We start from the raw sequence: 23981 nt of genomic DNA on the forward strand, positions 1-23981 counted from the left end.
TATTGGTTTAGATACTTTAAGTTTAGAGAGAAATAAAATTGTCAAACTGTGGAGTAATTATTTAAAATCAAATCCAGATGAAATAAATAACAATCCAAATTGGTGTGAAAATGACAAAATAAAATACAAAAGTTATGATTTATTGAAAAGCGAAGGATTTTTAAGTCCGTCACTTTATTACTTTCAATTGAACAATAAAATACTATCAATATCAAAAAAAGAAAATGATTATATTATAAAATCAGCATTTTATGATAGTGAAACTTTTGATATTTATGCAATAACAAATGTAGTTGCAACAAAATTAAATGATAAATTTTACCTTACAAATTATCAGCCAAAACTTATTAAAGAATGGAGAACCAAAACAATAGGTAATATTACTTATCATTATTTTCCTGAATATCATTTCGATGAAAAAAAAGCAGAACAAGCAAACGCATATTTAAATAAAATTTGTTCTGTGTTTGAACTAAAGCCTGAAAAAATTAATTATTTTATTTGCCGTGATTGCGAAGATATTTTTAGAGTAAAAGGATTTGATTATGTGTTATCAATGGGAAATGGAAAAGAATGTGGCTTTTTTGATAAATATAATAATATAATTTACGCTACGGCTTTTGCAGGTGAAAACCACCAACACGAAATCACTCATTTTATAAATAACTATTTTCCAAATGCAAATGAATTACTATTAACAGGACTTTCAGCATATTGGGGAGAAGAAAATGCTCACAAAGGAAAACCTTTGCTATATAGTATTAAAAGAGTAAATGAATATTTGAAAAATCATCCTGAAATTGATTTAAACAAACCGAATGAGTTTTGGAAATTAGACGAAGAAACAAATCCTCAATATGTTACTGGAGCTATAATTTGCGATGTTGCATTTGAAAAAGGAGGAATTAATACATTAAAACGTTTTCTAAATAATAGCAAAAGCGAAGAGGAATTCCTTTTGTTCATAGAAAAAGAATTGAAAGTAAAAAAAGGAGATTTGAACAAAACTATAAGACAGAGGATAGAGAAAATATCCACCGAAAATAAGTTTGATAATGCAAAAATAAAAGCCAGCCACTAACAGCTAGAGATTCGTTGCGTGCGCAGCACAAACAATGAAACTCCGGTTGAACGGAACCGTTCACTGGCAGGAACTATGGAGTTATCGTAAAGTTTTAAGAGAGAATGTCAAGAGCATTTAGTGTCCTCTTTTTTTTGAGAAGTATTTTGGATTTGGTTTCGTATTTTCGGTCACTTTTGAAAACAAGTTACCTTACCCATAAAATTAGTTTTGACAGGAAATTGTGTTTTGGCTACCTCCGAAAAACCATCGATAGCTATAGTTTCGCAACTTATCAAATCACCATCCTTTAAGAATGAAACAAATAATTTGAAAGTGTTATTTAATGCGATTGGATCCTTTTTCTGAAATCGGTAATGCTGTGTAATTGGCACGAATATCTTCTTAAAGCCATTGCATTTCCATGTTTCTGAAACATTCCTTTTCAAGATTTCGACCGCCCCTGACTCCGTTAAGATAACCATATAAATAAATCTATAGAAACACTTTACTATTGAAACTCGGACGACCTTCGGTCTTGAGCGTTTTTATAGCAAAATCAAGCTTATAGAGGTCTATATGCTCTACAAAGGCATCTATAAATCGCACCTGATTATCGGGACTTATAGTGTCTTCTAAACTTGAAAAACGTATTTGTTGACGGGAAATATCTGTGATATGTTGCATTCTTAAAAATACGAAAAATCTTCTTTTTATACAAGTATTTTGTTATATTTGAAAATAATACAACGGAGGTTTTTTCACAGACTGACTTTATAGGCAATTTGTGGGCAAGAATATCAAATATAGAATAAATGGCAAAACAGCAGATTGAAGATAAAATTCGAGATAAACTCGCTATAAAACTTAACCTAATTGAAGATGGATTGACATATATTGATGACGAATATCATCTCAAAAATCCAAATGGAGCTGGTGGTTTTGTAGATATATTTGCCAATGATACCAATAATAACTTTGTAATTATAGAGGTAAAGCGTTCAGACGCCGCATCAAGAGAAGCGATTACAGAACTTTCAAAATATGTTGCCCTTCTAAAGCGAAAAAAAAATCTTAAGAATAGTGAAATACGGTTAATTGTAATTTCGACACATTGGCATGAATTATTAGTCCCATTTTCAGAGTTTTATCATGCAACTAATTATCAATTGAGTGGTTTTAAGCTTACTGTTGACAAAGATTATAATCCAATTTCAGTTGAAAAAATTGAAGCACTTCCTGAAATTGAGGGTAGAAATATTTGTAGGCGACATTTTATTAGATATTATAAAACTTATGACGATTTACTTGATTCAAAAAAAGAAATTGTTAAGCAAGCCACTACTTTAGGTATACACGACTTTATTCTTGTAGTATTTAATTTGAATTTTGTGGACCCATTTTATGGAGCAACAAAAGTGCTTTATTGGGCGCCACAACTCAAATCGCGTGAATTTTATATTGAAAAGCTTACTGAAGTTCTAGATTCAGAAAGTCTTAATGAAATATTAGAAACAATAGACGAACTTGATGACGAGGATGCATTAGACGAATTATCTGAAAGATTAGACGGTGAGATTGATGTAACTTGTGAAACTTGCGAAATTGGATATCCAGAAAAATTAACCGATAGACTCAATGAAATGTGGAGTCTCGAAAAAGTTTTCAAACATGGAGTTTTTCAGGAAGATGAACGTCTTTCTGAACCTATGATTCTGATGGATTTAAAAGGTCTTAATGGAGCATCATTTATGCATTTTTTCTCTACGCTAAAAAGTGAAAACCGCTCAAAATTTAACGAAATTGAATCGAATATAGAAACTCCGTTTTTCAACAACTCAATTTGGAAACATGATGTCAAAGACATTATTTCTTATTGCAAGAAAAAGACTCATTCAACCATGTTAATTTCTATTTTTAATAAAGATGACATTTTTGAAACCATTTGGCAATCGATTTCTTGTAGAGACTCAAAATTGTGGGCACCTCGTTTTTTTGTTATAGTTGATCCAAATGATTCCTCTAAAGCCGTTGAGTTTTTTAGTGGAGAAATTGTTTGGGAAAGAAAACAATTTGAGATAAATAACATAATTCAAGAATCGTTTAAAAACTTCGAAGAATATCTTTTTGCAAGACATTTTGGAGAACAAAGGCAACATAATCATTTGCTTATGGAAAAAATGGGATTAAAATATGTCACCAACTACAAAAAAGTCGGTAAAAAAGTCGAAACGGATTTGAACGACATTTTGATTCGTAATAAAACAATATCTGAAAAAAGCAAAATCGAAACTGTGCCTTTTGATACATTTCTTACAGAAAATATAAACGAGTTAATGATTCTGTTCAATTACTTTGAAAATGCGCATGTAGGTAATGGAATGTTCGCAAATTTTTAAATTCAAACTGCCTATAACACAAGCTATAATAAATTGCTGCCTTTCAATTAAATAGAACCACTTTTTTTCATAACTTCCAACCTGGTAACAGAGAATACTCAGCTTCGAAAGCCGCAACTTCTCATAGCCTGACGTTGGCAATAATTCTACATATTTTCAGCTAAAATGGCCTCCTTCATCTACCGGAAGAAATTGAAAATTTAAGTTAAATTGTGGAGAATTATCTAATTGCAAATAATTGAATTTTAAAAGTTTGATAAAAATATTAGTTTAGAATTATGAAAAAGACCTTGACAACTTTAATGATTTTACTTTTAACTACTTTTTGTTTTTCTCAAACATTTAAGGATTATGAGCGTAGAAGACTTAATTCATTTGAAATTAATCTGAGTTCAATTGACTTAAATAATTCAACTAACTATTTGAATTTAGTTACAATTTTAGAAAAAGATAAAAAAAGGATAAGAAATAAAACAATTGGAATAGTTTTGACTTCTCTGTCTGCATTGGCTACAACATTTGGAATTATGGTAATTTCAAATTCTAAAAATGACCGAGAAGGAGTCGGACAATCTATTGGAACTATGTTTATCGCTGTCGGAACTATTGAATTAGGGGTATCAATACCTCTATTCATTTCTTCAAAAAAAAGAAAAAAAGAGAGGAATAAACTAATTGAATATTATAGATAGTGAAAGTATTGAAAAATAACTATTGCCATTAGCCACTTCAAAGGATTACAGCACTTGTCTTAATGGAAAGTTGGTTTTATATTTGGGATGATTTGGCAAATCCTAATAATGGACTTAATTTAGTCCCAAACTGCGTGTAGCGCCGGAACGTCAGACTGTCTAATAACCTCAATTTTGAGTTTTAGTATTCGTACTCATATCTTTAAAAATTTTCAAATATGTGATTCTCAGAGAACTTTTTAAGGTTTTTAGACAGACTGACGTTATGTGCAAGCTAAAACCAAAAGAAGGCAAATTGAAAAACTACTAAAATCAATGGATTCTAAAATAGAAAAATATGTTGAATTAACCGTTTTACACGGGAACCTCATTGAAGAAGGAAACAAAAAAGCCAATAAAATTCATTCAGATATTGAAAAAGAACTAGTTTTTTTACGGGTAACTAAAAATGAAACTAAAACCGAATTTTATAAATTATTGGACCACGAAAATCCATCAGTTAAACTTTGGACAGCAACAGAACTTCTAAGTACAAATGAATTAAGAAGTATGCAAATTTTAGAGAGTTTAACAAAAGAAAAAAATATTATTGGACTCACATCAAAAACAATAATAGAAATGTGGAGAAAAGGAATGATGATAAAAATAAATTGGGAGGACAACTTAAAATAAAAAATAGCATCTAAAAATAGCCAGCACATAACAGCTAGAGATTCGTTGCGTGCGCAGCACGAACAATGAATCTCCGGTTGAACGGAACTGGTCACTGGCAGGAACTATGGAATTATCGTAAAGTTTTGAGAGAGAATGTCAAGAGGATTTAGTGTCCTCTTTTTTTTGAGAAGGATTTTGGTTTTAGTTTCATGTTTTCGGTATCTTTTGAACACAAGTTACCTTAACCGTAAAATTAGTTTAACAGGAAATTGTGTTTTGGCAACCACCAAAAAACCATCTATAGATATGGTTTCGCCACTTATCAAATCAACATATTTCAATAACGAAACAAATAGTTTGAAAGTGTTCTTTGATGCGATTGGGTTATTTTTATGAAATAGGTAATGCTTTGATAATTGGGACGAATTTCTACTAAAAGACATTGCATTTTAATGTTTCTGAAAAACTACTTTTCTAGATCTCGATCACTTCTAATTGCGTTGAGATAACCATATAAATACATCTTTAGAAACAATTTACTATTGAAACTCGGGCGACCTTCGGTCTTGAGCGTTTTTGCAGCAAAATCAACCTTAGAAATATCACTAAGCTCTACAAAAGAATCTATAAATCGCACCTGATTATCGGGACTTATAGTATCTTGTAAACTTGAAAAACGCATTTGCTGACGGGAAATACCTGTGATGTGTTGCATTCTTAAAAATACGAAAAATCTTCTTTTTATGCTAGTATTTTGTTATATTTGATGATAAATACAACGGAGGTTTTTTCACAGACTGACCTTGGCAGAAACATTAAAAAAATAACTATGGAAATAAACCACGCATTAATAAATTGGGATTTAGTAGAAGCTAATGAAATCTCTAAGAACGCAAAAACTTTAATTTTAGGCTCATTTAATCCTAATAAACCTAACCCTAATGAAAACACTAATTTTTATTACGGAAGAAATACAAATCATTTTTGGAAAAGCATTTCAAGGAATTTAAATCTACCTGAAAACTATTTTTTTGAGAATAATAGAAGAAAACTTGATTGTATGAGCAAATATGAATTTTGCTTTTTTGATTTAATAAATTCAATTGATTTTATTTGCAATGACAATGAAGTTTTAAATCAATATGTGAATGACAAAATTTTCACAACTTTCGATGATACTGAATTATTTAAAGTTCGTCCTTTTAATTATCAAAACAACCCGAACATAATTCATAAAAATGTGAATTTTAATCATCATATTTTTGAATTTTTAGAAGATAATAAAATTAGTAAAGTGATTCATACTTTAGGGAATAATAGAATTGATTTAAATTTAGTTGCAAAACCAGTAAATAATAATTTAGGTTTTACACCCTTCGTAAATCAAATTATAGAAATTTGTAACAATAATCAAATAGAATTTATAGCAACATCTTATAGTCCTTCGCAAACAGCAGTTAATCGTGGTGGTGCAGAAAATCAAAATAATTTAGATGCTTGGATTGCAGTAAATGTTCTAAATATAAATCAATAATGATAAAAATAAATAAACCAGCAACCGCTGCAAAAATCTATTTAAAATATAATGGTAGTAGATTGGACTTAATGCAAAAGTATAGTGCTTTTTTAAATTCAAGAATTGAATTTGAAAAGATTTTTGAAAATGTAAAAGAAACTATAACAATCAAAGTAAAACTTTTTGACAATAAAATTTACTATTTAGGTCTAATTTCTAGAAATATATATACCGAAATCAATAATAATTTAGTACAATTTGAAAATGGATTTTTAATGCATAACTCAATATTGTTAAGTAATAATTTGACTTTTATTCAAGGTGTTATAACAATGGATTTGGAAATTAATGGAGAATTTATAAATGAAAGATATTTATTTAAAGTATTCATAAATGGAACAAATCAAATACATAAATACATACTTGATTCAGAAATTGAATGTGAAAATTTCGTAAAAGAATAAAATGCATCTGCCAACAGCTAGAGATTCGTTGCGTGCGCAGCACGAACAATGAAACTCCGGTTGAACGTAACCGTTCACTGGCAGGAACTATGGAGTTATCGTAAAGTTTTGAGAGAGAATGTCAAGAGGATTTAGTGTACTCTTTTTTTCGAGAAGGATTTTAGGTTTAGTTTCGTGTTTTCGCTCACTTTTGCACACAAGTTCCTTTACTCATAAAATTAGTTTTGACAGGAAACTGTGTTTTGTCTTCCTTTAAAAAACCATCTATAGTTATGGTTTCGCCATCAATCAAATCAGGATCTTTCAAGAACGAAACAAATAGTTTGAAACTGTTCTTTAATGCGATTGGGTTATTTTTTCTGAAATCGCTAATGCTGTGATAATTGGGACGAATGTCTTCTAAAAGCCATTGCATTTCAATGTTTATTAAACATTCCTTTTCTAGATCTCGACCACTTCTGATTCCGTTGAGATAACCATATAAATAAATCTGTAGAAACACTTTACTATTGAAACTTGGGCGACCTTCGGTCTTGAGCGTTTTTATATCAAAATTGAGCTTAGAGATATAAATATATTCGACAAAGTCAACTATAAACCGAACTTGATTGTCCGAGCGTTTTGTGCCATATAAACTTGAAAAACGCATTTGTTGACGGGAAATACCTGTGATAGGTTGCATTCTTAAAAATACGAAAAATCCTGTTTTTACACCACTATTTTACTATATTTGTTTGCCATCAAAGGAAGTTTTTTTACAGACTGACGTTGACAGAAACCGAAAAAAAACCAAAGAAAAACTATTTAACCAAAGAAAAATTACTACAAATTAATGGGTAAGAAAAATAAAAAATATCACTCGATAAGAAATAATTACCAGAAAAAAAGAAGAACAAAAAATTGGATAAAAAACAAGTTAAATAATATACAATTACGTTACGATAATTTGCAAAAACAAATTGAAAACTCGAAAAAAACTATTATTAATTATCCTTCTCCACAGAAATTTTCTTTTATCAATAATACTGATGAGGTTCTAACTTATTTTAATGATGTTAGAGACTACATAAAACAAAAAGAATCAGTAAATTTAGATATTTCAGATATTACAGAATTGACACCCGAAACAATTACGTTATTAATGGCTAAATTAAGTGAGAAAGAAAGTAGGAAAGTTGTTTTACATGGAAACGCACCAAAAGATCCAATACTTAAAAAAATGTTTGTTGAATCAGGGATTTACAATTTTGTAAATAGCCGAGGCAGAAAACAAGTTTCCCAAAAAAATAAACTATGGAAACATTCAACAAACAATGAAGTAAGAGGTGAAATGACTGCAGAAGCGATAAAAGCTTGCAAAGAATTGTTTAAACTAAAAGGAATAAATTACGATACAGATAGTTTGTACAATTTACTTGTTGAAGCAATGTCAAACACAATGAATCATGCTGATGGAAAAATATCAAATTTAGATTGGTGGTTATACTACTATTTGGATGAAGAAAATAATACTTTAAAATTTAGCTTTATTGATTTAGGTATTGGCATATTTAAAAGTGCAAGTTTTGATACTTATAAAAATTACATGAAGCATATTTATAAAGGAAATCTTTTATTAGTTAAACCCTTTTTAGAAGGTAAGATAATTTCTTCGAGAAAAACAGATAATGAAATTAGTGGAAAAGGTGTTCAGCAAATCATCGATTGTGCAAAACTCGATGAATTTAAAAAATTTATCATCATAAGCAATGATGTGAAAATTGATGTTAAATCTCAAGAAGGTGAGGAATTAAGTGATAACTTTGAGGGTACTTTTATATATTTTGAAATATCAAGTAATAATTAAAAAATGGAAATTAAATATAGAATAAATATTGCAGAAGATTTTTCGGCATATCCAGCTGGGAGATTCCGTTCAGAAGGTGATACTTCAGGTGAAGCATTTTTGTTAGACCACTTGTTAGGTAAACTGATTGTTTCGATAATTGAGAATTGTCTTTTGGAAATTAACTTAAATGGTATGAATGGATATCCATCATCATTTATTTCAGGTTCTTTCGGTAAAATAACTTTTGAACTGGGTAAAATAATGGGTCAAAAGAAAGCTTCTGAATTAGTTAGAAAACATATTATATTAAAATGTGAAGATAGTTCTTCAAGAGCACAAGCAATCGAAGATGAAATCAATAATCCAATTTCGAAAAGATAAATGAAAAAAATCCCTTGGAAATTTATTGTAATCATCATCGTAATAATTATTATAAGTATAGTAATTGGAATTGGAATACAATCAAGATGTAATATTGAAATAGATAATAAAATTCGATATTCTGAAATCCTAAATTGGATAACAACATTATTTATAGGTTTTATGGTTGGGTTTGTTTTTAAAAATCAATTTGAAAATAATAAAATTGTAAAAGGATATCTTTTAGATGATGTTAATAAAATTTCTCAAGAATTAATAACATTAAAGAATTACTGCTTTTCTTTTAAAAGCAATAATTGTTTTAATGAAGAACAGAGAAAAGAAATAAATTCAAAAATGAATTTAATTGATAAAAAAATTAATGTTTTTAGTGAATTTTTAGAAGAATGTTATAGCAGTGAACATAATGAAATTAAAACTAATCTTGTGAATTCTTATAATAGCTTAAATAAGAAAATCACAGGAGATGAATTTTATGAAAAAGATGTGTCTAACAAATATTTTGATGATGTGGTTACTGAATCTGCAAAATTTGAAAGTGAATTAAGAAAATTGACTTTAAAAATCATAAAATCGTTATAAATAAAACAGCATTTGCCAACAGCTAGAATTTCGTTGCGTGCGTAGCACTAACAATTAAGTTGCTGTTGAATGGAACCTATCAATGCTATGGTAATTATCACGAATATCATCTAGAACCATTGCATTTCTATGTTTCTCAAAGATTCCTTTTCTAGATCTCGAACATTCTTGACCCCGTTGAAATAACAATATAAATACATCTTTAGAAATACTTTACTATTAAAACTCGGGCGACCTTCGGTCTTGAGCGTTTTTATGGTAAAATCAAGCTTAGAGATGTCAATAAGCTCTACAAAGGCATCAATAAAACGTATCTGATTATCGGGACTTATAGTGTCTTCTAAACTAGAAAAACGCATCTGGTGACGGGAAATTCCTATGATATGTTGCATTCTTAAAAATACGAAAAATCTTCTTTTTATACTAGTATTTTGTTATATTTGATGATGATATTACGAAGGTTTTTTCACAGACTGACGTTAGTGGCTAGTTTGCCAAAAAACCACAGAAAATAGAAATTAATAAAAAATATGATTGCATTGTACATAAATTGGGATTTTGACTCTGAAATAATTAACATTCTTGGGTTTCCATTAAAATATTACGGACTTCTATTTGCTTGTGGTTTACTTTTAAGCACTTATATTCTAAAAGGAATTTATAAAAAAGAAAACTTAAAAGATAACGCACACGAAGCGTTATTTGTCTATGGATTTATTGGAATTTTTGTTGGGGCAAGACTTGGTCATTGTTTATTTTATGATTTTGAATATTATTCAAAAAATATTTTAGAAATATTTTTACCAATAAAAATAAATCAAATTGGAGAAATAAAATTTATTGGTTATAGCGGATTAGCAAGTCACGGAGGAACAATTGGACTTATTATTTTACTGTATTTATATTCAAAAAAATACGAAATAAAATACCTTAAAATACTTGATTTAATCGCAATAGTTGCTCCACTTGGAGCGACATTTATTAGACTTGCTAATTTAATGAACTCGGAAATGATTGGTAATCCAACTACAATGCCTTGGGCATTTATTTTTAGAAAAGTTGACAATATACCGAGACATCCAGCCCAACTTTATGAAGCAATCGCATATTTAATAATTTTTATTATAATTTTTACAGTTTACAAAACTAAAAACATAAAGTTAGGAAATGGATTTTTGTTTGGTTTAGCAATAACTTTAATTTTTACAATGAGAATTTTAATAGAATATGTAAAAATAAATCAAGTGGAATTTGAAGAAGGAATGAAATTAAATATGGGACAAATTTTGAGTATTCCATTTATTATAATCGGAATATATTTTATGGGTAAAAATTTAACTAAAAGTGAAACTGAATATAAAACCAGCCACTAACAGCTGTTTTGATATAGCTGGAGTTTAGTGGAATTATCGTCTCGCATCAAGTTTTCATTAAGCCGAAAATTAAACGCTTACGAACTTCCAGCCATCTCAAAGTGGCGAAACGTTTCAAGTAACTGTAACCGAAGACACAACGACAAAAGACAGAATGAAAATAATAACTTGGAATTGTAATATGGCTTTCCGCAAAAAAGCGGAATTTATTCTGACAGAAAAGCCAGACATTCTAATTGTGCCTGAGTGCGAAAATCTGGAACGACTTGTATTTGGAATTGGCACAAAACAACCAAATGACATTTTTTGGTATGGCAACAATCCACATAAAGGAATTGGAGTATTTTCATTTGGCGACTTTAAAATTAAACTTCTCGAAATTCATAACCCTGACTTCAAATACGTTTTGCCATTATCTATTTATAATGAAAAAATCAACTTGACAGTTTTTGCAATATGGTCGCAAAAACCTAAGAAATACGATTGCTATACAGAGCAGGTTTGGAACGCTGTTCATTTTTACAGCAATTTATTAGACAATGACAATGTGATTCTTGCGGGTGACTTTAATAGCAATTCAATTTGGGACAAACCAAAAAGAGTTTACAACCACTCAAACCTTGTTGACTATTTAAAGGGCAAAAATATTTTTAGTACTTATCATCATTTTCATAACCAAACACAAGGACAGGAAAAAGATAACACGCTTTTTATGCACCGAAAAATTGAAAGACCATATCATATTGACTTTTGTTTTGCATCTTCAAATCTTATAGACAAATTAGAAAATGTTGAAGTTGGCAGTTATGAAAAGTGGACAAAACACAGTGACCATAAACCTTTAACTGTAACACTTGATTTATGACAGAAGAAAAACAGCTACTTGTAATAGCTACTACAACGGATTTGGGCAATAGGCTTAATTTAAAGTTGGTTTTGTATTTGGGATGATTTGCTTCGCCTGTTCGATTACTATGATTCAGCCAAATAAAAATTTATAAAAAATAGATTTATTTTTTTGCGAATAATTTAATAACTTTAATTTAGTCCCAAACCCGCTGAGTACTGGAACGTCAGGCTCTAAAAAAACCTCATCAAATTTAGAAAGTATTCGGAGGGCTACCAAAGAAAAATCTCAAATAGGAGGATCTCAAGAGGTAGATTTTAGTTTTTTCACAGACTGATGTTGGTGGCAATTTTACCGAAACGACCGTAACCACAGGATATATACAAACATTAAATAATTTTCAGAACATAAATGAAACAATTTTTTAGACTAACAATACTTGCAACAACAATTCTATTTACAAGTTGCAATTTATCAGCACAACAAAAAGACAACTATTCAACAAAAATTGACAGTTTACTACAAACTAAAAATCCGAGAGATTTCAACGGAGTAGTTTACATTCAACAAAACGGAAAATTGAAATATGGTAAAGCATACGGATTTGCTAATTTAAACAAAAAAATACCTCTAAAAATCGACGACAAATTCTCTACAATGTCGATAGCAAAACAATTTACGGCTACGCTTATCTTACAAGAAGTTGAAAAAGGAACGATTGATTTGCAGACACCTATTCGTAAATATTTACCCGATTTAAAATATTCTTGGGCAGACACTGTCACTGTTCATCAATTACTTAACAACACTTCGGGTTTGTACAGCGAAAGCATAGACAAGCCTTTGAAATTTAAATCAGGTACTGCATTCAACTACTCAAACGTTGGTTATTATGTGGCTGGAATGGTTTTGGAAAAGCAAAGTGGAAAAAGTTTTGAAACGTTAATAACGTCATTATTTAAGAAATGTAAAATGAACAATAGCTATTATCCTAACGGATCCAATAGTATTTTTTTGACTAAAGGACACCTTATAAAAAAAGATGGAACGATAACGCAATTTGAAAAAATCAGCTTTACACCTGACAAGTATTGGGGAAGTCATTTAATTGTTACCGCATCAGATTTAGCCAAATGGAACGAATGTTTGCATAATGAAAAATTATTAAAACCAGCTACTTACAAACTGATGACTAATTATTCTATTACCAACAAACATCAACTTTTTAGTGAAAATCCTATTGGTTATGGTTATGGTTTGCGAATTAATGATAAAGACGACATCTACGAAATTGGACATACAGGTTTTCATCCAAGCGAAGGATTTACGGCAGTAAATTTATACTACCCTAAAACCAAAACAAGTGTCATAGTGATGGAAAATCAAGCCCATGAAAACTTTGAAATTGCTTATTATTTCGAGCAGGAAATTAGAAAAATAGTTAAAGAAAGTAAACTTTTGAAATAAATCGCTTCAATGAAAAAAGCACTATTGCTGTTTTGCAGTAAAATATCATTTATAGTAAATGCACAAACAAATCACAGGAAATAAGTAAAAAGTAGTCTAACAAAGAAAGCTGAGCAAATGCACGGCTTTCTTATTTTACATCATTAAGCAAACCCGAAAGGGTGTCTTTATATTTTCTTGGAAACGAAAGCATCAAGAATATTAAACAAGGTCTGTTTTTCTTCATCTGACAGCGTTTCTATAAGTGTCAATTTTTCCATTAAACTTTTATCGTGGGAATGAATGTCTTTTATTTCTTCGGCAGACGCAAACAGTTCGGCAATCGAGCAACCCATTGCTTTTGCAATTTTTCAATCGTAGAAAATGATGGGTCAGTTTTATTGTTTTCTATAGTACTAAATTGTGCTTTATCGATACTTGCCTGCCAAAACAATAAATAGCAGATGTTTCATTCGATTGTTTTTGATATAGAAATAGAAGACAAGAGATAAACGGGTTATTATAATTATATTTCGTATCTATATTGTCAGGTTCAACCTGACAATATAGCTATGGTATGTATATCGTGCTAAATAAATGATTGTTGATATTATTATATTTTGTTTCATTGTAGTCAGGTTAAACCTGATATGTTAACTATGAGGCATAAATATATATCTACACAATCTAACGAGATTCTTTCCTATTTTAATAGTAAGGACATACCGTGTTTAGCACTACAAGCTTTGCCTGAATCAAAAGAAAGTGCGGTAAGGGAATTGCTTAGCGATATGACCAAAAGAGGGCTTTTAATGCGGCTGAAAGAGGGCGTTTATTTTATAATACCCTATGAAGAGAATGCGGAAACTTTTATGCCCGATAGGCACTTGATTGCGCAATATCTCGTAAAGGGTCCAAAGTATTACATTAGTTACTACTCTGCTTTACAAATCCACAATCTCATTACTCAACCCTCCCTTAAAGTAAAGAGCAAATTGTTGTTTCAAAACAAATGAGGCCATCGGAAATTAAAATTAAAGACATCACATTTCAATTTATCTATCACAACGAAAATCACATCTTCGGCGAAAAGAAAATATGGATTGATGATTTCAATTATGCAACTATTGAAGAATTTAACAATCAAATTAATTACAAAAATGTAGCTTCACTTAATGTGCAGTTTTTATTTGCATATCTACTATTTGTAAAAATAGAATAACCCATTTAAATTCGGTTTAAATTTTTCGGGTATTTTTTTAAATTAATATTACAGTAATCAAACAATGAGACTGACAATTGAAAATTTACATTTAAGTTATACAAAAACCGTCACTCGTTATTTAAAATTTAATAGTGATCTTCAAAGCGTTCCAAAAATATTTATCAAACGATACAAAAAAAGCATTCTACAATTTACCAATTAACAGACTTAATAATTCACGAGAATGATTATTATATGTTGCATTATAATGACATTTTTAATACATTTACATTAATAAAAGTACATTGACTGACTGAGATTTAATTGATCAAGACTATAAAGGGATACAAGGTAAGTCATTTTAAATGAGACCTATTCGGCTACCCTTTTTGGAGGAACACTTGAAAACACCAATAAAATCAACGAATTAAGGAATAGGCATATAATCCTGCCACCCCGACAAAAGCCGAACAAAATTGTTCGGCTTTTTCTATTTTACAGCTATGTACATTGTCTATATAATCCAGAGTGAAATTTCTTTTAAATACTATACAGGCCAAACTAATGACTTGGCTAATAGAATATACAGACATAATTCTGGGTTTAGTTTGTCTACAAAATCTGGAATGCCATGGTGTTTGATTTATCAGGTTGAACTTTCAACACGCTCAGAGGCTATGATTTTAGAAAATAAAATAAAAAAAAGAGGAGCAAAAAGATATTTAGAAGATCTTGATATCCTTAAATAAATGTATAGTAGTTCGGATGTGGCGTCCCGCATCGGCGGGAAGGCCGCAGGTTCGAATCCTGGCACCCCGACAAAAGCCGAACAATATGTTCGGCTTTTTTTATTTTACAGCTATGTACATTGTCTACATAATTCAGAGTGAAATTTCTTTTAAATACTACACGGGTCAAACAAATGACCTTGCCGATAGATTATACCGACATAATTCTGGCTTTAGTTTGTCTACAAAATCTGGAATGCCATGGTGTTTGATTTATCAGGTTGAACTTTCAACACGCTCAGAGGCTATGATTTTAGAAAATAAAATAAAAAAAAGAGGAGCGAAAAGATATTTAGATAATCTTGATATCCTTACATAAATGTATGGTAGTTCGGATGTCGCGTCCCGCATAGGCGGGAAGGCCGCAGGTTCGAATCCTGCCACCCCGACAAAAGCCGAACAATAGGTTCGGCTTTTTTATTTTACAGCAATGTACATTGTCTACATAATTCAGAGTGAAACTTCTTTTAAATACTACACGGGTCAAACAAATGACCTTGCCGATAGATTATACCGACATAATTCTGGGTTTAGTTTGTCTACAAAATCTGGAATGCCATGGTGTTTGATTTATCAGGTTGAACTTTCAACACGCTCAGAGGCTATGATTTTAGAAAATAAAATAAAAAAAAGAGGAGCAAAAAGATATTTAGAAGATCTTGATATCCTTAAATAAATGTATAGTAGTTCGGATGTGGCGTCCCGCATCGGCGGGAAGGCCGCAGGTTCGAATCCTGCCACCCCGACAAAAGCCGAACAATATGTTCGGCTTTTTTTATTTTACAGCTATGTACATTGTCTACATAATTCAGAGTGAAATTTCTTTTAAATACTACACGGGTCAAACAAATGACCTTGCCGATAGATTATACCGACATAATTCTGGCTTTAGTTTGTCTACAAAATCTGGAATGCCATGGTGTTTGTTTTAATAGGTTGAACTTTCAACACGCTCAGAGGCTATGATTTTAGAAAATAAAATAAAAAAAAGAGGAGCAAAAAGATATTTAGAAGATCTTGATATCCTTAAATAAATGTATGGTAGTTCGGATGTAGCGTCCCGCATAGGCGGGAAGGCCGCAGATTCGAATCCTGCCACCCCGACAAAAGCAGAACAATATGTTCGGCTTTTTTTATTTCACAGCTATGTACATTGTCTACATAATTCAGAGTGAAACTTCTTTTAAATACTACACGGGTCAAACAAATGACCTTGCCGATAGATTATACCGACATAATTCTGGCTTTAGTTTGTCTACAAAATCTGGAATGCCATGGTGTTTGATTTATCAGGTTGAACTTTCAACACGCTCAGAGGCTATGATTTTAGAAAATAAAATAAAAAAAAGAGGAGCGAAAAGATATTTAGATAATCTTGATATCCTTACATAAATGTATGGTAGTTCGGATGTCGCGTCCCGCATAGGCGGGAAGGCCGCAGGTTCGAATCCTGCCACCCCGACAAAAGCCGAACAAAATTGTTCGGCTTTTTCTATTTTACAGCAATGTACATTGTCTATATAATCCAGAGTAAAATTTCTTTTAAATTTTATACAGGTCAAACTAATGACTTGGCTAACAGATTATACCGACATAATTCTGGCTTTAGTTTGTCTACAAAATCTGGAATGCCATGGTGTTTGATTTATCAGGTTGAACTTTCAACACGCTCAGAGGCTATGATTTTAGAAAATAAAATAAAAAAAAGAGGAGCAAAAAGATATTTAGAAGATCTTGATATCCTTAAATAAATGTATGCTAGTTCGGATGTAGCGTCCCGCATAGGCGGGAAGGCCGCAGGTTCGAATCCTGCCACCCCGACAAATTGATCCTTTCTGTTCTCACATAAGGTATTTTTTATTTCAGAATAATTAAAACTGATACTTCTAGTCCAGTATTCCAGCAATAATATCCTATTTTTGCAATGTTAAATTCAAAAGAAACATCAATATGGCTGATACGATCGAAAAAATTAAATGTCTTATTATAGGTTCTGGTCCAGCAGGATATACTGCAGCAATTTATGCCGCCAGAGCAAATATGAATCCTATCTTATACCAAGGAATGCAGCCTGGAGGCCAGCTGACAACAACTAACGAAGTAGAAAACTGGCCTGGAAATCCTGAAGGAATCACCGGTCCGGAAATGATGGTTGGGTTACAGGCACAAGCACAACGCTTTGGAACTGATGTCCGCGATGGTTGGGCAACAAAAGTAGATTTTTCAGGAGAAATTCATAAAGTTTGGATCAATGATACAAAAGAATTGCACTGCGAAACTGTAATAATTTCAACTGGAGCAACGGCTAAATACTTAGGTTTGCCGTCAGAACAACATTATTTGCAAATGGGTGGAGGGGTTTCTGCCTGTGCTGTTTGTGATGGTTTTTTCTATAGAAACCAGGAAGTGGTGATCGTAGGAGCAGGAGATTCAGCTTGTGAAGAAGCACATTATCTTTCTAAACTTTGTAAAAAAGTAACCATGTTAGTGCGTAGTGAAAAATTCCGTGCCTCAAAAATCATGGAGGAGCGCGTTCGTAAAACAGAAAACATAACGATATTGATGAATCACGATACTGTTGAAGTGTTGGGTGATGAACAAGTAGTCACTGGAGTGAGGGCTTTAAACAAAACTACGAATGAAGTTTTTGATATTCCTTCAACTGGTTTCTTCGTAGCCATTGGTCATAAACCTAACACGGATATTTTCAAAGATTATATCACAGTAGACGAAACAGGTTATATTATCAATATTCCAGGAACTGCAAAAACCAATGTTAGTGGTGTTTTTGTAGCTGGTGATGCCGCGGATCATGTATATCGTCAGGCGATTACTGCTGCCGGAACCGGTTGTATGGCTGCTCTTGATGCCGAAAGATATTTGGCTGCTAAAGAATAATCTTAATTAGAAAATTCAAAATTAAAAAGTCCCATTTTGCCTAAGCAAATGGGACTTTTTGTTGGTTAAGAATAGTATCATTCCAATTTTTCTCCCCTCCTTCGGAGGGGTTGGGGGAGGAAGGAGCTTTCTATTTCAGTTTTTTTATCAGCTTAGCTTCATCAATAAATTTTCTGAGTTCAATTTTTGCCGCTCCCACAAGTTGAATTTCTGATTTCTCGGCTGCGTCAATAATAACTATTTTCAATGCATTTACACTGCCACTAGAATTACTTTCGGTGGTTATATCCACATTTTCTACAGCGAATTTATTCCCCGTAAAATCGGAGTTATTCTCTAAACGTATAATGGCAGAAGTTGCTTCTCCTTCAATAGTGGCCGTAGATTTTTGATACATATCTACTTTTAATTCGGTAACAATAGCAAGTGCTTTCAATGAGGCATTTTTGCTCATCTCAAATGTTGCAATTTCTGATTTTAAATTCAGTTCTGTTTTTGATTTATCATCAGATTGTAAAATAAAATTTTTTGAAACAACATTCAAAAATTGTTTAGAATTATCACGAACTTTAATAGTTATTGCGTCCAGGAGAAGTTGCTGTGTAGCAGTGACAGTTGATTCATCTTTGGAGGTGATTAGATTTAAGTCGTTGGTGTAAGTCACTCGCACAGTCAATTTTTTATAATTTGTCGCCTGCTTTGTGGCATAGATACGCAATATTTTATCAGATAAATCAAAAGAAACAATGTCATGCAGGTTGTCATCAGCCTCAATTTTAAGTTCCGCTTGTTCTCCTCTTTCCAGACGAACTTCGAGATTGTCTTCAACCACTAAGGCTTCAAATGAGCCAACTTGTCGCTCTTCTATAGTTACCGTTTTTGAACCTTTTATTTTTTCCTTTTTTTGTGCAAATGTCAAGGTAGCTGATAAAACAACGAAAAGTACTATGATATATTTTTTCATTTCATATAATTTAGGATCCTTACAAATATAAAAAATCATCCATTGGAAATGGATGATTTTTTAAATACAATTAAAATAGAAATTATTCTTTGCCGATACTGCCTCCGGAACTTATTTTCTTCTGAACTGATTTTGGGATTATATCGTAATTGATAGAACCGCCGCTTGAGGCTTCAGCTTTTAAACTCACGATAGGATGTACACTAATCGACGCACCACTTGAAACAGCTGCAGTTACCTCATTGGCTTGTAAATTTTGAGAGTCAATTTTGCTTCCACTTGAGGCGGTGGTCCTCATTTTCAGCGCTATCCCATTAACTGTTATACTACTGCCACTGCTAGTATCGCAGGTTATTTTATCTGCTTCAACTTTTACATCAATTGATGCTGCGCTGGAACTATTCAATTTGATGTTTTCACCTTTTAGTATATTTTTACTTATAATTGTAGCGCCGCTTGTTGCCTCAAGTTGGCTGATATTTGGCATTTTCACCGTTACTTTTTTCGATCTTGTATTAATAAAAGAATTTTTATCACAAGAAATAATAAGAGTGCCATTTTTTACTTTAGTACTGATATGCTTTTGTAAATTATCATCCGCTTCAACACTAATTTCGCTTCGATCCGCTTGCTCAATAATGAGGTCAATAGCATTACTGACTTCCACGTTTACGAATTCGCCCTCAACAATTCTATTCTCTGTCGTGACATTTCCACTTCCTTCTATTGCATTTAAGTTAATGAAATGGTTACACGATCCAAACAATAAAGCAGTTAAGGCAACCAGAATAAATTTTGTTATTAATGCGATGATTCGTAACATGACTAATTTGTTTTAATGATTATTCCGTCTTTATTTTTCTTTAATCCTCTATTTTTAGTATTTGATTTTACGGTGTCTTTTTCCACTGAAACTCCTTGGTTATTGATTGTAACTGTTACATCGGAGGTGTCTGCTTCTGAGTCATTGTCAACATCATTAAACTCATTTTCTTCCGTAGGACAATTTAAACATTTTATCTGAGAATTTGTAACTTTATAGATGTAATTATCTGAGCTGTAATGTAAATTGAAGAACGTATCGTCTGATCTGTCATAATTCTGAAGGGAAGAATCTGGTTTTAATAAAGTTCCTTCAGGTAAATATAAAAACACTTCCACTTCCTGATCGCGGAATTTATTAGTCACTTCAGTCAATAAATAGTTGTCTAAAATCAGCTGATTTCCTTCAATTTTAACAGCATATTTTATTTTTTCGGCTCGTTGTTTCGCATCTTGAAATGATTTTCCCCTTGCCATTTTCTCAATCTGAATAAATGGGACTTTTTCATCTGTATTCAAAATTTGAAAACGCACATTATTAGAATAAATCAACTGAGCATTTGCTGAATCTTGCACAAATTTGAAGTTTTCGTTGTTGTCAATATCCTTAGTATAATAATCGTTGAACCTGAATTTTACAAACAAAGTGTCAGTCGGCATCATGTTAATTATTTCTTTTTGTACAGTTTTTCCTTCGTAAGCCACTTCAGATGCTTGCTTTATTCCAATAGAAATTAGTATTGCAATTGCAATTATCCAAAGTGCCAATAACGTGTATTTAGCAATGTTTCCAATGGATTTCATTTTAGGAGACAATAATTTGAACCCTAAAAGTGTCAGGAAAAAGAAAGGAATTCCAACTGCAAAGAACATTAATAATCCAAAAGACCAGATAGGATAATCCGTAAAGTTTCCTGCTTCAATGAAACTTCTCCATGGGACATCGATAAAATCAGAAGAACCTAAGGTGAAAACGGCAATCAATAAAGAGATTAAAGTCCCTATACCTGTAATGATTAAAATAATACCCAAAAACTTCGCGAAAACCTTAAAAACGGTCATGATCAAATCGCCAAGTGAACTGCCTAATTTGGTGGCACCGGTTTTTATTTGATTGCCGTATTTATCGTAATCAACATCTTTCAGTTTACCGGAAACACTTTCAAATTCTTCACGTACTTTTTTTTCGATGTTTGAAATTGTAACAGGCTCTCCCGTCATTTCAAGTTTTTCTGAAGTCGTAACAGCTTCCGGAGTTACAACCCAAAGAATAATGTACGCTACGATTCCAGTTCCAAAACCAGCAAAAACTAAAAGTATTAGAACAATTCGGATCCATACTGCATCAATTCCAAAATAATGACCCAAACCGGAAGCAACTCCGCCAATCATTCCTTTTTCTTTATCACGATACAGCTTTTTCGTTCTTCGAGTGTTTGTTTCACTATAGTACGGAGAAACTTTCAAGTCGTCTTCAATAATGTAATCTTCCGGCTGGCCCATTACGGCAATCACCTCGTCCACATCTGTTAAACCAACAACATGTTTGTCACTTTTTTGCTTTTCGTTCAATAGTTCCGAAACGCGCATTTCGATATCTTTTATGATTTCATCATGGCCTGATGAATTCGATAAGGAACGTTTTATCGCATCAAAATAGCGTGTTAATTTTTGGTATGCATCTTCATCTATATGAAAGAACATCCCGCCTAAGTTAATATTTACAGTTTTGTTCATGACTAATTTTTTTGGTTGGTTATAAGGTTTACGGCATCGGATAGTTCAGTCCAGGTGCTACTAAGTTCTGTTAAAAATGTTTGTCCTATTTCAGTTAGACCATAGTATTTTCGCGGTGGCCCTGATGTGGATTCTTCCCAACGATAGTTGAGCAATCCATCATTTTTCAATCGGGTTAGCAGCGGGTAAATAGTTCCCTCCACCACTAATAATTTAGCGTTTTTCAATGTGTCCAATATTTCCGATGTGTATGCATCTTTCTCTTTTAAAACGGATAAGATGCAAAACTCGAGAACACCTTTACGCATCTGTGCTTTTGTGTTTTCAATATTCATAATTTCTTTTTTTTGATTTTGTGTTGATTAAACGGTTCATTTTTTGATTGATGATTGATTTTTTTTGGAGCTTATTCCTGCTTTCCATTTCAATCTTTTTTATTTTTAAAGAAAAAATAAAAAAGGATTTCCATTGCAATCAGGGCTATTGGGTTCATTTTATTTATTACGTCTATTCTCTTTTAATCCGTTTTAATTTTCCTAATTAATGAAAGGAATCGTTATTGGATATTTGTATTTTTCTCCATTTGATGTTTTGATGGAAGCGTAGATGATTAAAAAGAATTCAGCCACTTTCAAAAGACCAAAAATTAAGACCGAAACCAAACCAATTGTCAGCAATCCGATGTTTCCGTCGAAATTAAAATTTCTAAAAGTAAAATCGTGATTATTTACTACAGCTTCCAACGGAATATTATTAAAGAGAGTAATTAAAAATATTGGAACTGCAATTAGGATGAGCACTAAAGAATACAGTAATAAACTTAACTGAAAATTAAGTACCTGTTTTCCATGGTGATCCACAAATTCTGAACTTTCCTTTTTTGAAGTCCAAAATAGTATTGGAAAAATATAATTTCCAAAGGGAATGAAATATTGAGTCAATGCACTCAAATGAGTAAATGTAGCGATGTTTTTTTCGGTTGTTGTTTCCATGATTAAAAGTATATAGTAATTTCTTATGCAAATATATGGCTAAAAGACAGTATCTTGTTTCGCATAGTACCAAATATTAACATAAAATTAACAAATTAATTTAATATGTACGCATAGTATTTTTTTGTATTTTAGCAAAAAACATAGCAACAATGAATACGCCATGAATCAATTTCCCACAGAAAAGGGGAGTAGTACTGCCGTATTCTTGTTTAAATAAATAGGACTACATATGAAACTTACAGCCTCAAAACTTAATAAATTTCTGTTATTCAAATTACCTTCAGCATTTATCTGTGGTGTACGTGTAAAAGAGATTGATGAAAACAAATGTGTAGTATCAGTAAAACACCGTTGGATTAATCAAAACCCGTTTAACTCCATGTATTTTGCAGTGCAGGCGATGGCTGCTGAGCTTTCTACCGGAGCTTTGGTAATGTTTCAAATTCAAAAAAGCGGCAGAAAAATATCGATGTTAGTCGCTAACAATAAAGGGAATTTCACTAAAAAAGCTACGGGTAGAATTACTTTTACTTGTAAGGATGGTCATTTGATTGAACAAGCTATTCAACAAACAATTGCTACCGGAGAAGGACAAACATTCTGGATGAAGTCTATAGGAACGGACGAAAAAGGAGTTCAAGTATCCGAAATGGATTTTGAATGGAGTGTAAGAATTAAATAATTACCCATAGTTCTATTTCGAACCAAGGGACGAAATGTGGCGTTAGGGACTAAATCCTGGTAGAAACATGAATTGGAACCATTTTAGCGTGCCGTAGGTACGCGACATTTATCGTTTTATTGCGTACTTAAGGCACACTAACGAATTTCAAACCTAAATTACTACCTATATTTAGTGCCTAAAGGCACAAGAAAAGACTTTTAACTCTTGATTCGCATTATCTATAAAAAACAGAAAAACGCTTCTAAATCTAGAGGCGTTTTTCTGTTTGAAAGCTTTTTATTTTAAATCAGCTTTAATTAGCAAGCTGTTTTGCATGTCTTTCCTTCCGCTTTGCATTTAGCTTTACACTTGGCCACTTCAGCAGCAGTCATCGTTTTAGCATTAGAATCTTTTTTAGCGCAACAAGATTCTTTTTTTGCTTTTTCTTTTGTAACAGTTTTACTTTCTTGCGCACTAAGATTTACTGTCATAAATGCGATTGCGATAAATGTTATAATCTTTTTCATATCTATAAATTTAAAATGGTTTTTATTTTTTTGCTTTGGAATTAATCCAAAATTACAATTCAAATATAAATAATAATTTAAATCAATTGTTTATTTACAGGTTAATATTTACTTAATTGAATCAAGTTTTATTGCTGCAA

Annotated in this window: 32 protein-coding genes; 21 read left to right on the top strand and 11 right to left on the bottom strand. The window is 31.7% G+C overall.

All coding sequences use genetic code 11. The features are described 5' to 3' along the window. Positions 1–187 precede the first annotated feature (187 nt). Positions 188–1081, top strand: a complete 894-nt coding sequence (locus E0F89_RS12245; protein ID WP_131910072.1) for a hypothetical protein — start codon at positions 188–190, stop codon at positions 1079–1081. A 474-nt stretch (positions 1082–1555) separates the two neighbouring features. Here E0F89_RS12245 and E0F89_RS12250 read toward each other — a convergent pair whose 3' ends face one another. Continuing rightward, entirely contained in the window at positions 1556–1747 is a 192-nt protein-coding gene (locus tag E0F89_RS12250) for a hypothetical protein (RefSeq protein ID WP_131910073.1), read from the bottom strand. 128 nt (positions 1748–1875) lie between these two features. Between E0F89_RS12250 and E0F89_RS12255 the strand changes: the two genes are divergently transcribed. The 3 genes from E0F89_RS12255 to E0F89_RS12265 all read left to right on the top strand — a co-directional run bounded on the left by E0F89_RS12255 (position 1876) and on the right by E0F89_RS12265 (position 4823). Next, positions 1876–3459, top strand: a complete 1584-nt coding sequence (locus E0F89_RS12255) for an endonuclease NucS domain-containing protein (protein ID WP_131910074.1) — start codon at positions 1876–1878, stop codon at positions 3457–3459. A 278-nt stretch (positions 3460–3737) separates the two neighbouring features. Beyond that, positions 3738–4151, top strand: coding sequence for a hypothetical protein (locus tag E0F89_RS12260; protein ID WP_131910075.1), 414 nt, complete (start codon positions 3738–3740; stop codon positions 4149–4151). A gap of 315 nt (positions 4152–4466) precedes the next feature. After that, positions 4467–4823 (top strand): hypothetical protein, encoded by a 357-nt coding sequence (locus tag E0F89_RS12265; RefSeq protein WP_131910076.1) that lies wholly within the window; start codon positions 4467–4469, stop codon positions 4821–4823. A 448-nt stretch (positions 4824–5271) separates the two neighbouring features. Here E0F89_RS12265 and E0F89_RS12270 read toward each other — a convergent pair whose 3' ends face one another. Next, a complete protein-coding gene (locus tag E0F89_RS12270; protein WP_131910077.1) occupies positions 5272–5520 on the bottom strand; it encodes a transposase in 249 nt (82 codons plus the stop codon). Positions 5521–5634: 114 nt separating this feature from the next. Between E0F89_RS12270 and E0F89_RS12275 the strand changes: the two genes are divergently transcribed. Together E0F89_RS12275 and E0F89_RS12280 are read left to right on the top strand one after the other, a co-directional pair. Next, entirely contained in the window at positions 5635–6339 is a 705-nt protein-coding gene (locus tag E0F89_RS12275; protein WP_131910078.1) for a hypothetical protein, read from the top strand. Then, entirely contained in the window at positions 6339–6785 is a 447-nt protein-coding gene (locus E0F89_RS12280) for a hypothetical protein (protein ID WP_131910079.1), read from the top strand. The genes E0F89_RS12275 and E0F89_RS12280 overlap by 1 nt, the downstream gene beginning before the upstream one ends. Positions 6786–6969: 184 nt before the next feature. Here the strand turns inward: E0F89_RS12280 and E0F89_RS12285 are convergent, their stop codons facing one another. After that, complete coding sequence (locus E0F89_RS12285; protein WP_243699517.1) at positions 6970–7467, bottom strand: transposase; 498 nt, start codon at positions 7465–7467, stop codon at positions 6970–6972. Positions 7468–7617: 150 nt separating this feature from the next. Between E0F89_RS12285 and E0F89_RS12290 the strand changes: the two genes are divergently transcribed. From E0F89_RS12290 to E0F89_RS12300, 3 genes are read left to right on the top strand one after another with little or no spacing between them, the layout of a single operon-like run. Beyond that, positions 7618–8631, top strand: coding sequence for a hypothetical protein (locus E0F89_RS12290; RefSeq protein ID WP_131910080.1), 1014 nt, complete (start codon positions 7618–7620; stop codon positions 8629–8631). Positions 8632–8634: 3 nt separating this feature from the next. Continuing rightward, the gene (locus E0F89_RS12295; protein WP_131910081.1) at positions 8635–8994 is read left to right on the top strand and encodes a hypothetical protein; all 360 of its coding nucleotides are present in this window, start codon (positions 8635–8637) and stop codon (positions 8992–8994) included. Continuing rightward, positions 8995–9576 (top strand): hypothetical protein, encoded by a 582-nt coding sequence (locus tag E0F89_RS12300; RefSeq protein ID WP_131910082.1) that lies wholly within the window; start codon positions 8995–8997, stop codon positions 9574–9576. Between the two features lie 110 nt (positions 9577–9686). Here the strand turns inward: E0F89_RS12300 and E0F89_RS12305 are convergent, their stop codons facing one another. Then, on the bottom strand, positions 9687–9968 hold the full coding sequence (locus E0F89_RS12305; protein ID WP_131910083.1) for a transposase: 282 nt from the start codon (positions 9966–9968) through the stop codon (positions 9687–9689). Positions 9969–10106: 138 nt separating this feature from the next. On the opposite strand from E0F89_RS12305, the gene lgt reads away from it, so the two are divergent. From lgt to E0F89_RS12320, 3 genes are all read left to right on the top strand, one after another. Beyond that, entirely contained in the window at positions 10107–10949 is an 843-nt protein-coding gene (gene lgt, locus E0F89_RS12310; RefSeq protein WP_131910084.1) for a prolipoprotein diacylglyceryl transferase, read from the top strand. A 154-nt stretch (positions 10950–11103) separates the two neighbouring features. After that, positions 11104–11814 carry an exonuclease/endonuclease/phosphatase family protein gene (locus tag E0F89_RS12315; RefSeq protein ID WP_131910085.1) on the top strand — a complete coding sequence of 237 codons (711 nt, stop codon included), beginning with the start codon at positions 11104–11106 and terminating at the stop codon, positions 11812–11814. Between the two features lie 393 nt (positions 11815–12207). Then, the gene (locus E0F89_RS12320; protein WP_131910086.1) at positions 12208–13263 is read left to right on the top strand and encodes a serine hydrolase domain-containing protein; all 1056 of its coding nucleotides are present in this window, start codon (positions 12208–12210) and stop codon (positions 13261–13263) included. Between the two features lie 167 nt (positions 13264–13430). Here E0F89_RS12320 and E0F89_RS17145 read toward each other — a convergent pair whose 3' ends face one another. Then, complete coding sequence (locus tag E0F89_RS17145; RefSeq protein ID WP_165930023.1) at positions 13431–13598, bottom strand: hypothetical protein; 168 nt, start codon at positions 13596–13598, stop codon at positions 13431–13433. Positions 13599–14254: 656 nt separating this feature from the next. Here E0F89_RS17145 and E0F89_RS17370 point away from each other — a divergent pair. From E0F89_RS17370 to trxB, 8 genes are all read left to right on the top strand, one after another. Next, complete coding sequence (locus E0F89_RS17370; protein WP_243699518.1) at positions 14255–14464, top strand: hypothetical protein; 210 nt, start codon at positions 14255–14257, stop codon at positions 14462–14464. 485 nt (positions 14465–14949) lie between these two features. Beyond that, positions 14950–15195: a GIY-YIG nuclease family protein gene (locus E0F89_RS12330; RefSeq protein WP_131910087.1), complete on the top strand. Its 246-nt coding sequence runs from the start codon at positions 14950–14952 to the stop codon at positions 15193–15195. 112 nt (positions 15196–15307) lie between these two features. Beyond that, on the top strand, positions 15308–15553 hold the full coding sequence (locus E0F89_RS12335) for a GIY-YIG nuclease family protein (RefSeq protein ID WP_131910088.1): 246 nt from the start codon (positions 15308–15310) through the stop codon (positions 15551–15553). 111 nt (positions 15554–15664) lie between these two features. Beyond that, entirely contained in the window at positions 15665–15910 is a 246-nt protein-coding gene (locus tag E0F89_RS12340; protein WP_131910089.1) for a GIY-YIG nuclease family protein, read from the top strand. A gap of 112 nt (positions 15911–16022) precedes the next feature. Next, complete coding sequence (locus tag E0F89_RS17560; RefSeq protein WP_207915821.1) at positions 16023–16166, top strand: GIY-YIG nuclease family protein; 144 nt, start codon at positions 16023–16025, stop codon at positions 16164–16166. Positions 16167–16380: 214 nt separating this feature from the next. Beyond that, positions 16381–16626 carry a GIY-YIG nuclease family protein gene (locus tag E0F89_RS12350; protein WP_131910090.1) on the top strand — a complete coding sequence of 82 codons (246 nt, stop codon included), beginning with the start codon at positions 16381–16383 and terminating at the stop codon, positions 16624–16626. Positions 16627–16739: 113 nt separating this feature from the next. Continuing rightward, positions 16740–16985, top strand: a complete 246-nt coding sequence (locus E0F89_RS12355) for a GIY-YIG nuclease family protein (protein WP_131910091.1) — start codon at positions 16740–16742, stop codon at positions 16983–16985. A gap of 199 nt (positions 16986–17184) precedes the next feature. Then, positions 17185–18132 (top strand): thioredoxin-disulfide reductase, encoded by a 948-nt coding sequence (trxB, locus tag E0F89_RS12360; protein ID WP_131910092.1) that lies wholly within the window; start codon positions 17185–17187, stop codon positions 18130–18132. A 130-nt stretch (positions 18133–18262) separates the two neighbouring features. Here the strand turns inward: trxB and E0F89_RS12365 are convergent, their stop codons facing one another. The 5 genes from E0F89_RS12365 to E0F89_RS12385 all read right to left on the bottom strand — a co-directional run bounded on the left by E0F89_RS12365 (position 18263) and on the right by E0F89_RS12385 (position 22647). Continuing rightward, positions 18263–19096, bottom strand: coding sequence for a GIN domain-containing protein (locus E0F89_RS12365; RefSeq protein WP_131910093.1), 834 nt, complete (start codon positions 19094–19096; stop codon positions 18263–18265). Between the two features lie 82 nt (positions 19097–19178). After that, complete coding sequence (locus tag E0F89_RS12370) at positions 19179–19919, bottom strand: head GIN domain-containing protein (protein ID WP_131910094.1); 741 nt, start codon at positions 19917–19919, stop codon at positions 19179–19181. Positions 19920–19921: 2 nt separating this feature from the next. Beyond that, a complete protein-coding gene (locus E0F89_RS12375) occupies positions 19922–21655 on the bottom strand; it encodes a PspC domain-containing protein (RefSeq protein WP_131910095.1) in 1734 nt (577 codons plus the stop codon). 2 nt (positions 21656–21657) lie between these two features. Further along, entirely contained in the window at positions 21658–21990 is a 333-nt protein-coding gene (locus tag E0F89_RS12380) for a PadR family transcriptional regulator (RefSeq protein ID WP_131910096.1), read from the bottom strand. Between the two features lie 201 nt (positions 21991–22191). Then, positions 22192–22647, bottom strand: coding sequence for a DUF4870 domain-containing protein (locus E0F89_RS12385; RefSeq protein WP_131910097.1), 456 nt, complete (start codon positions 22645–22647; stop codon positions 22192–22194). A gap of 232 nt (positions 22648–22879) precedes the next feature. Between E0F89_RS12385 and E0F89_RS12390 the strand changes: the two genes are divergently transcribed. Then, positions 22880–23332: a DUF4442 domain-containing protein gene (locus E0F89_RS12390; RefSeq protein ID WP_131910098.1), complete on the top strand. Its 453-nt coding sequence runs from the start codon at positions 22880–22882 to the stop codon at positions 23330–23332. A gap of 299 nt (positions 23333–23631) precedes the next feature. Here the strand turns inward: E0F89_RS12390 and E0F89_RS12395 are convergent, their stop codons facing one another. Continuing rightward, a complete protein-coding gene (locus E0F89_RS12395; RefSeq protein WP_131910099.1) occupies positions 23632–23841 on the bottom strand; it encodes a hypothetical protein in 210 nt (69 codons plus the stop codon). Between the last annotated feature and the right edge of the window lie 140 nt (positions 23842–23981).

The organism is Flavobacterium caseinilyticum (genome assembly GCF_004349085.1).
Lineage (GTDB): Bacteria > Bacteroidota > Bacteroidia > Flavobacteriales > Flavobacteriaceae > Flavobacterium > Flavobacterium caseinilyticum.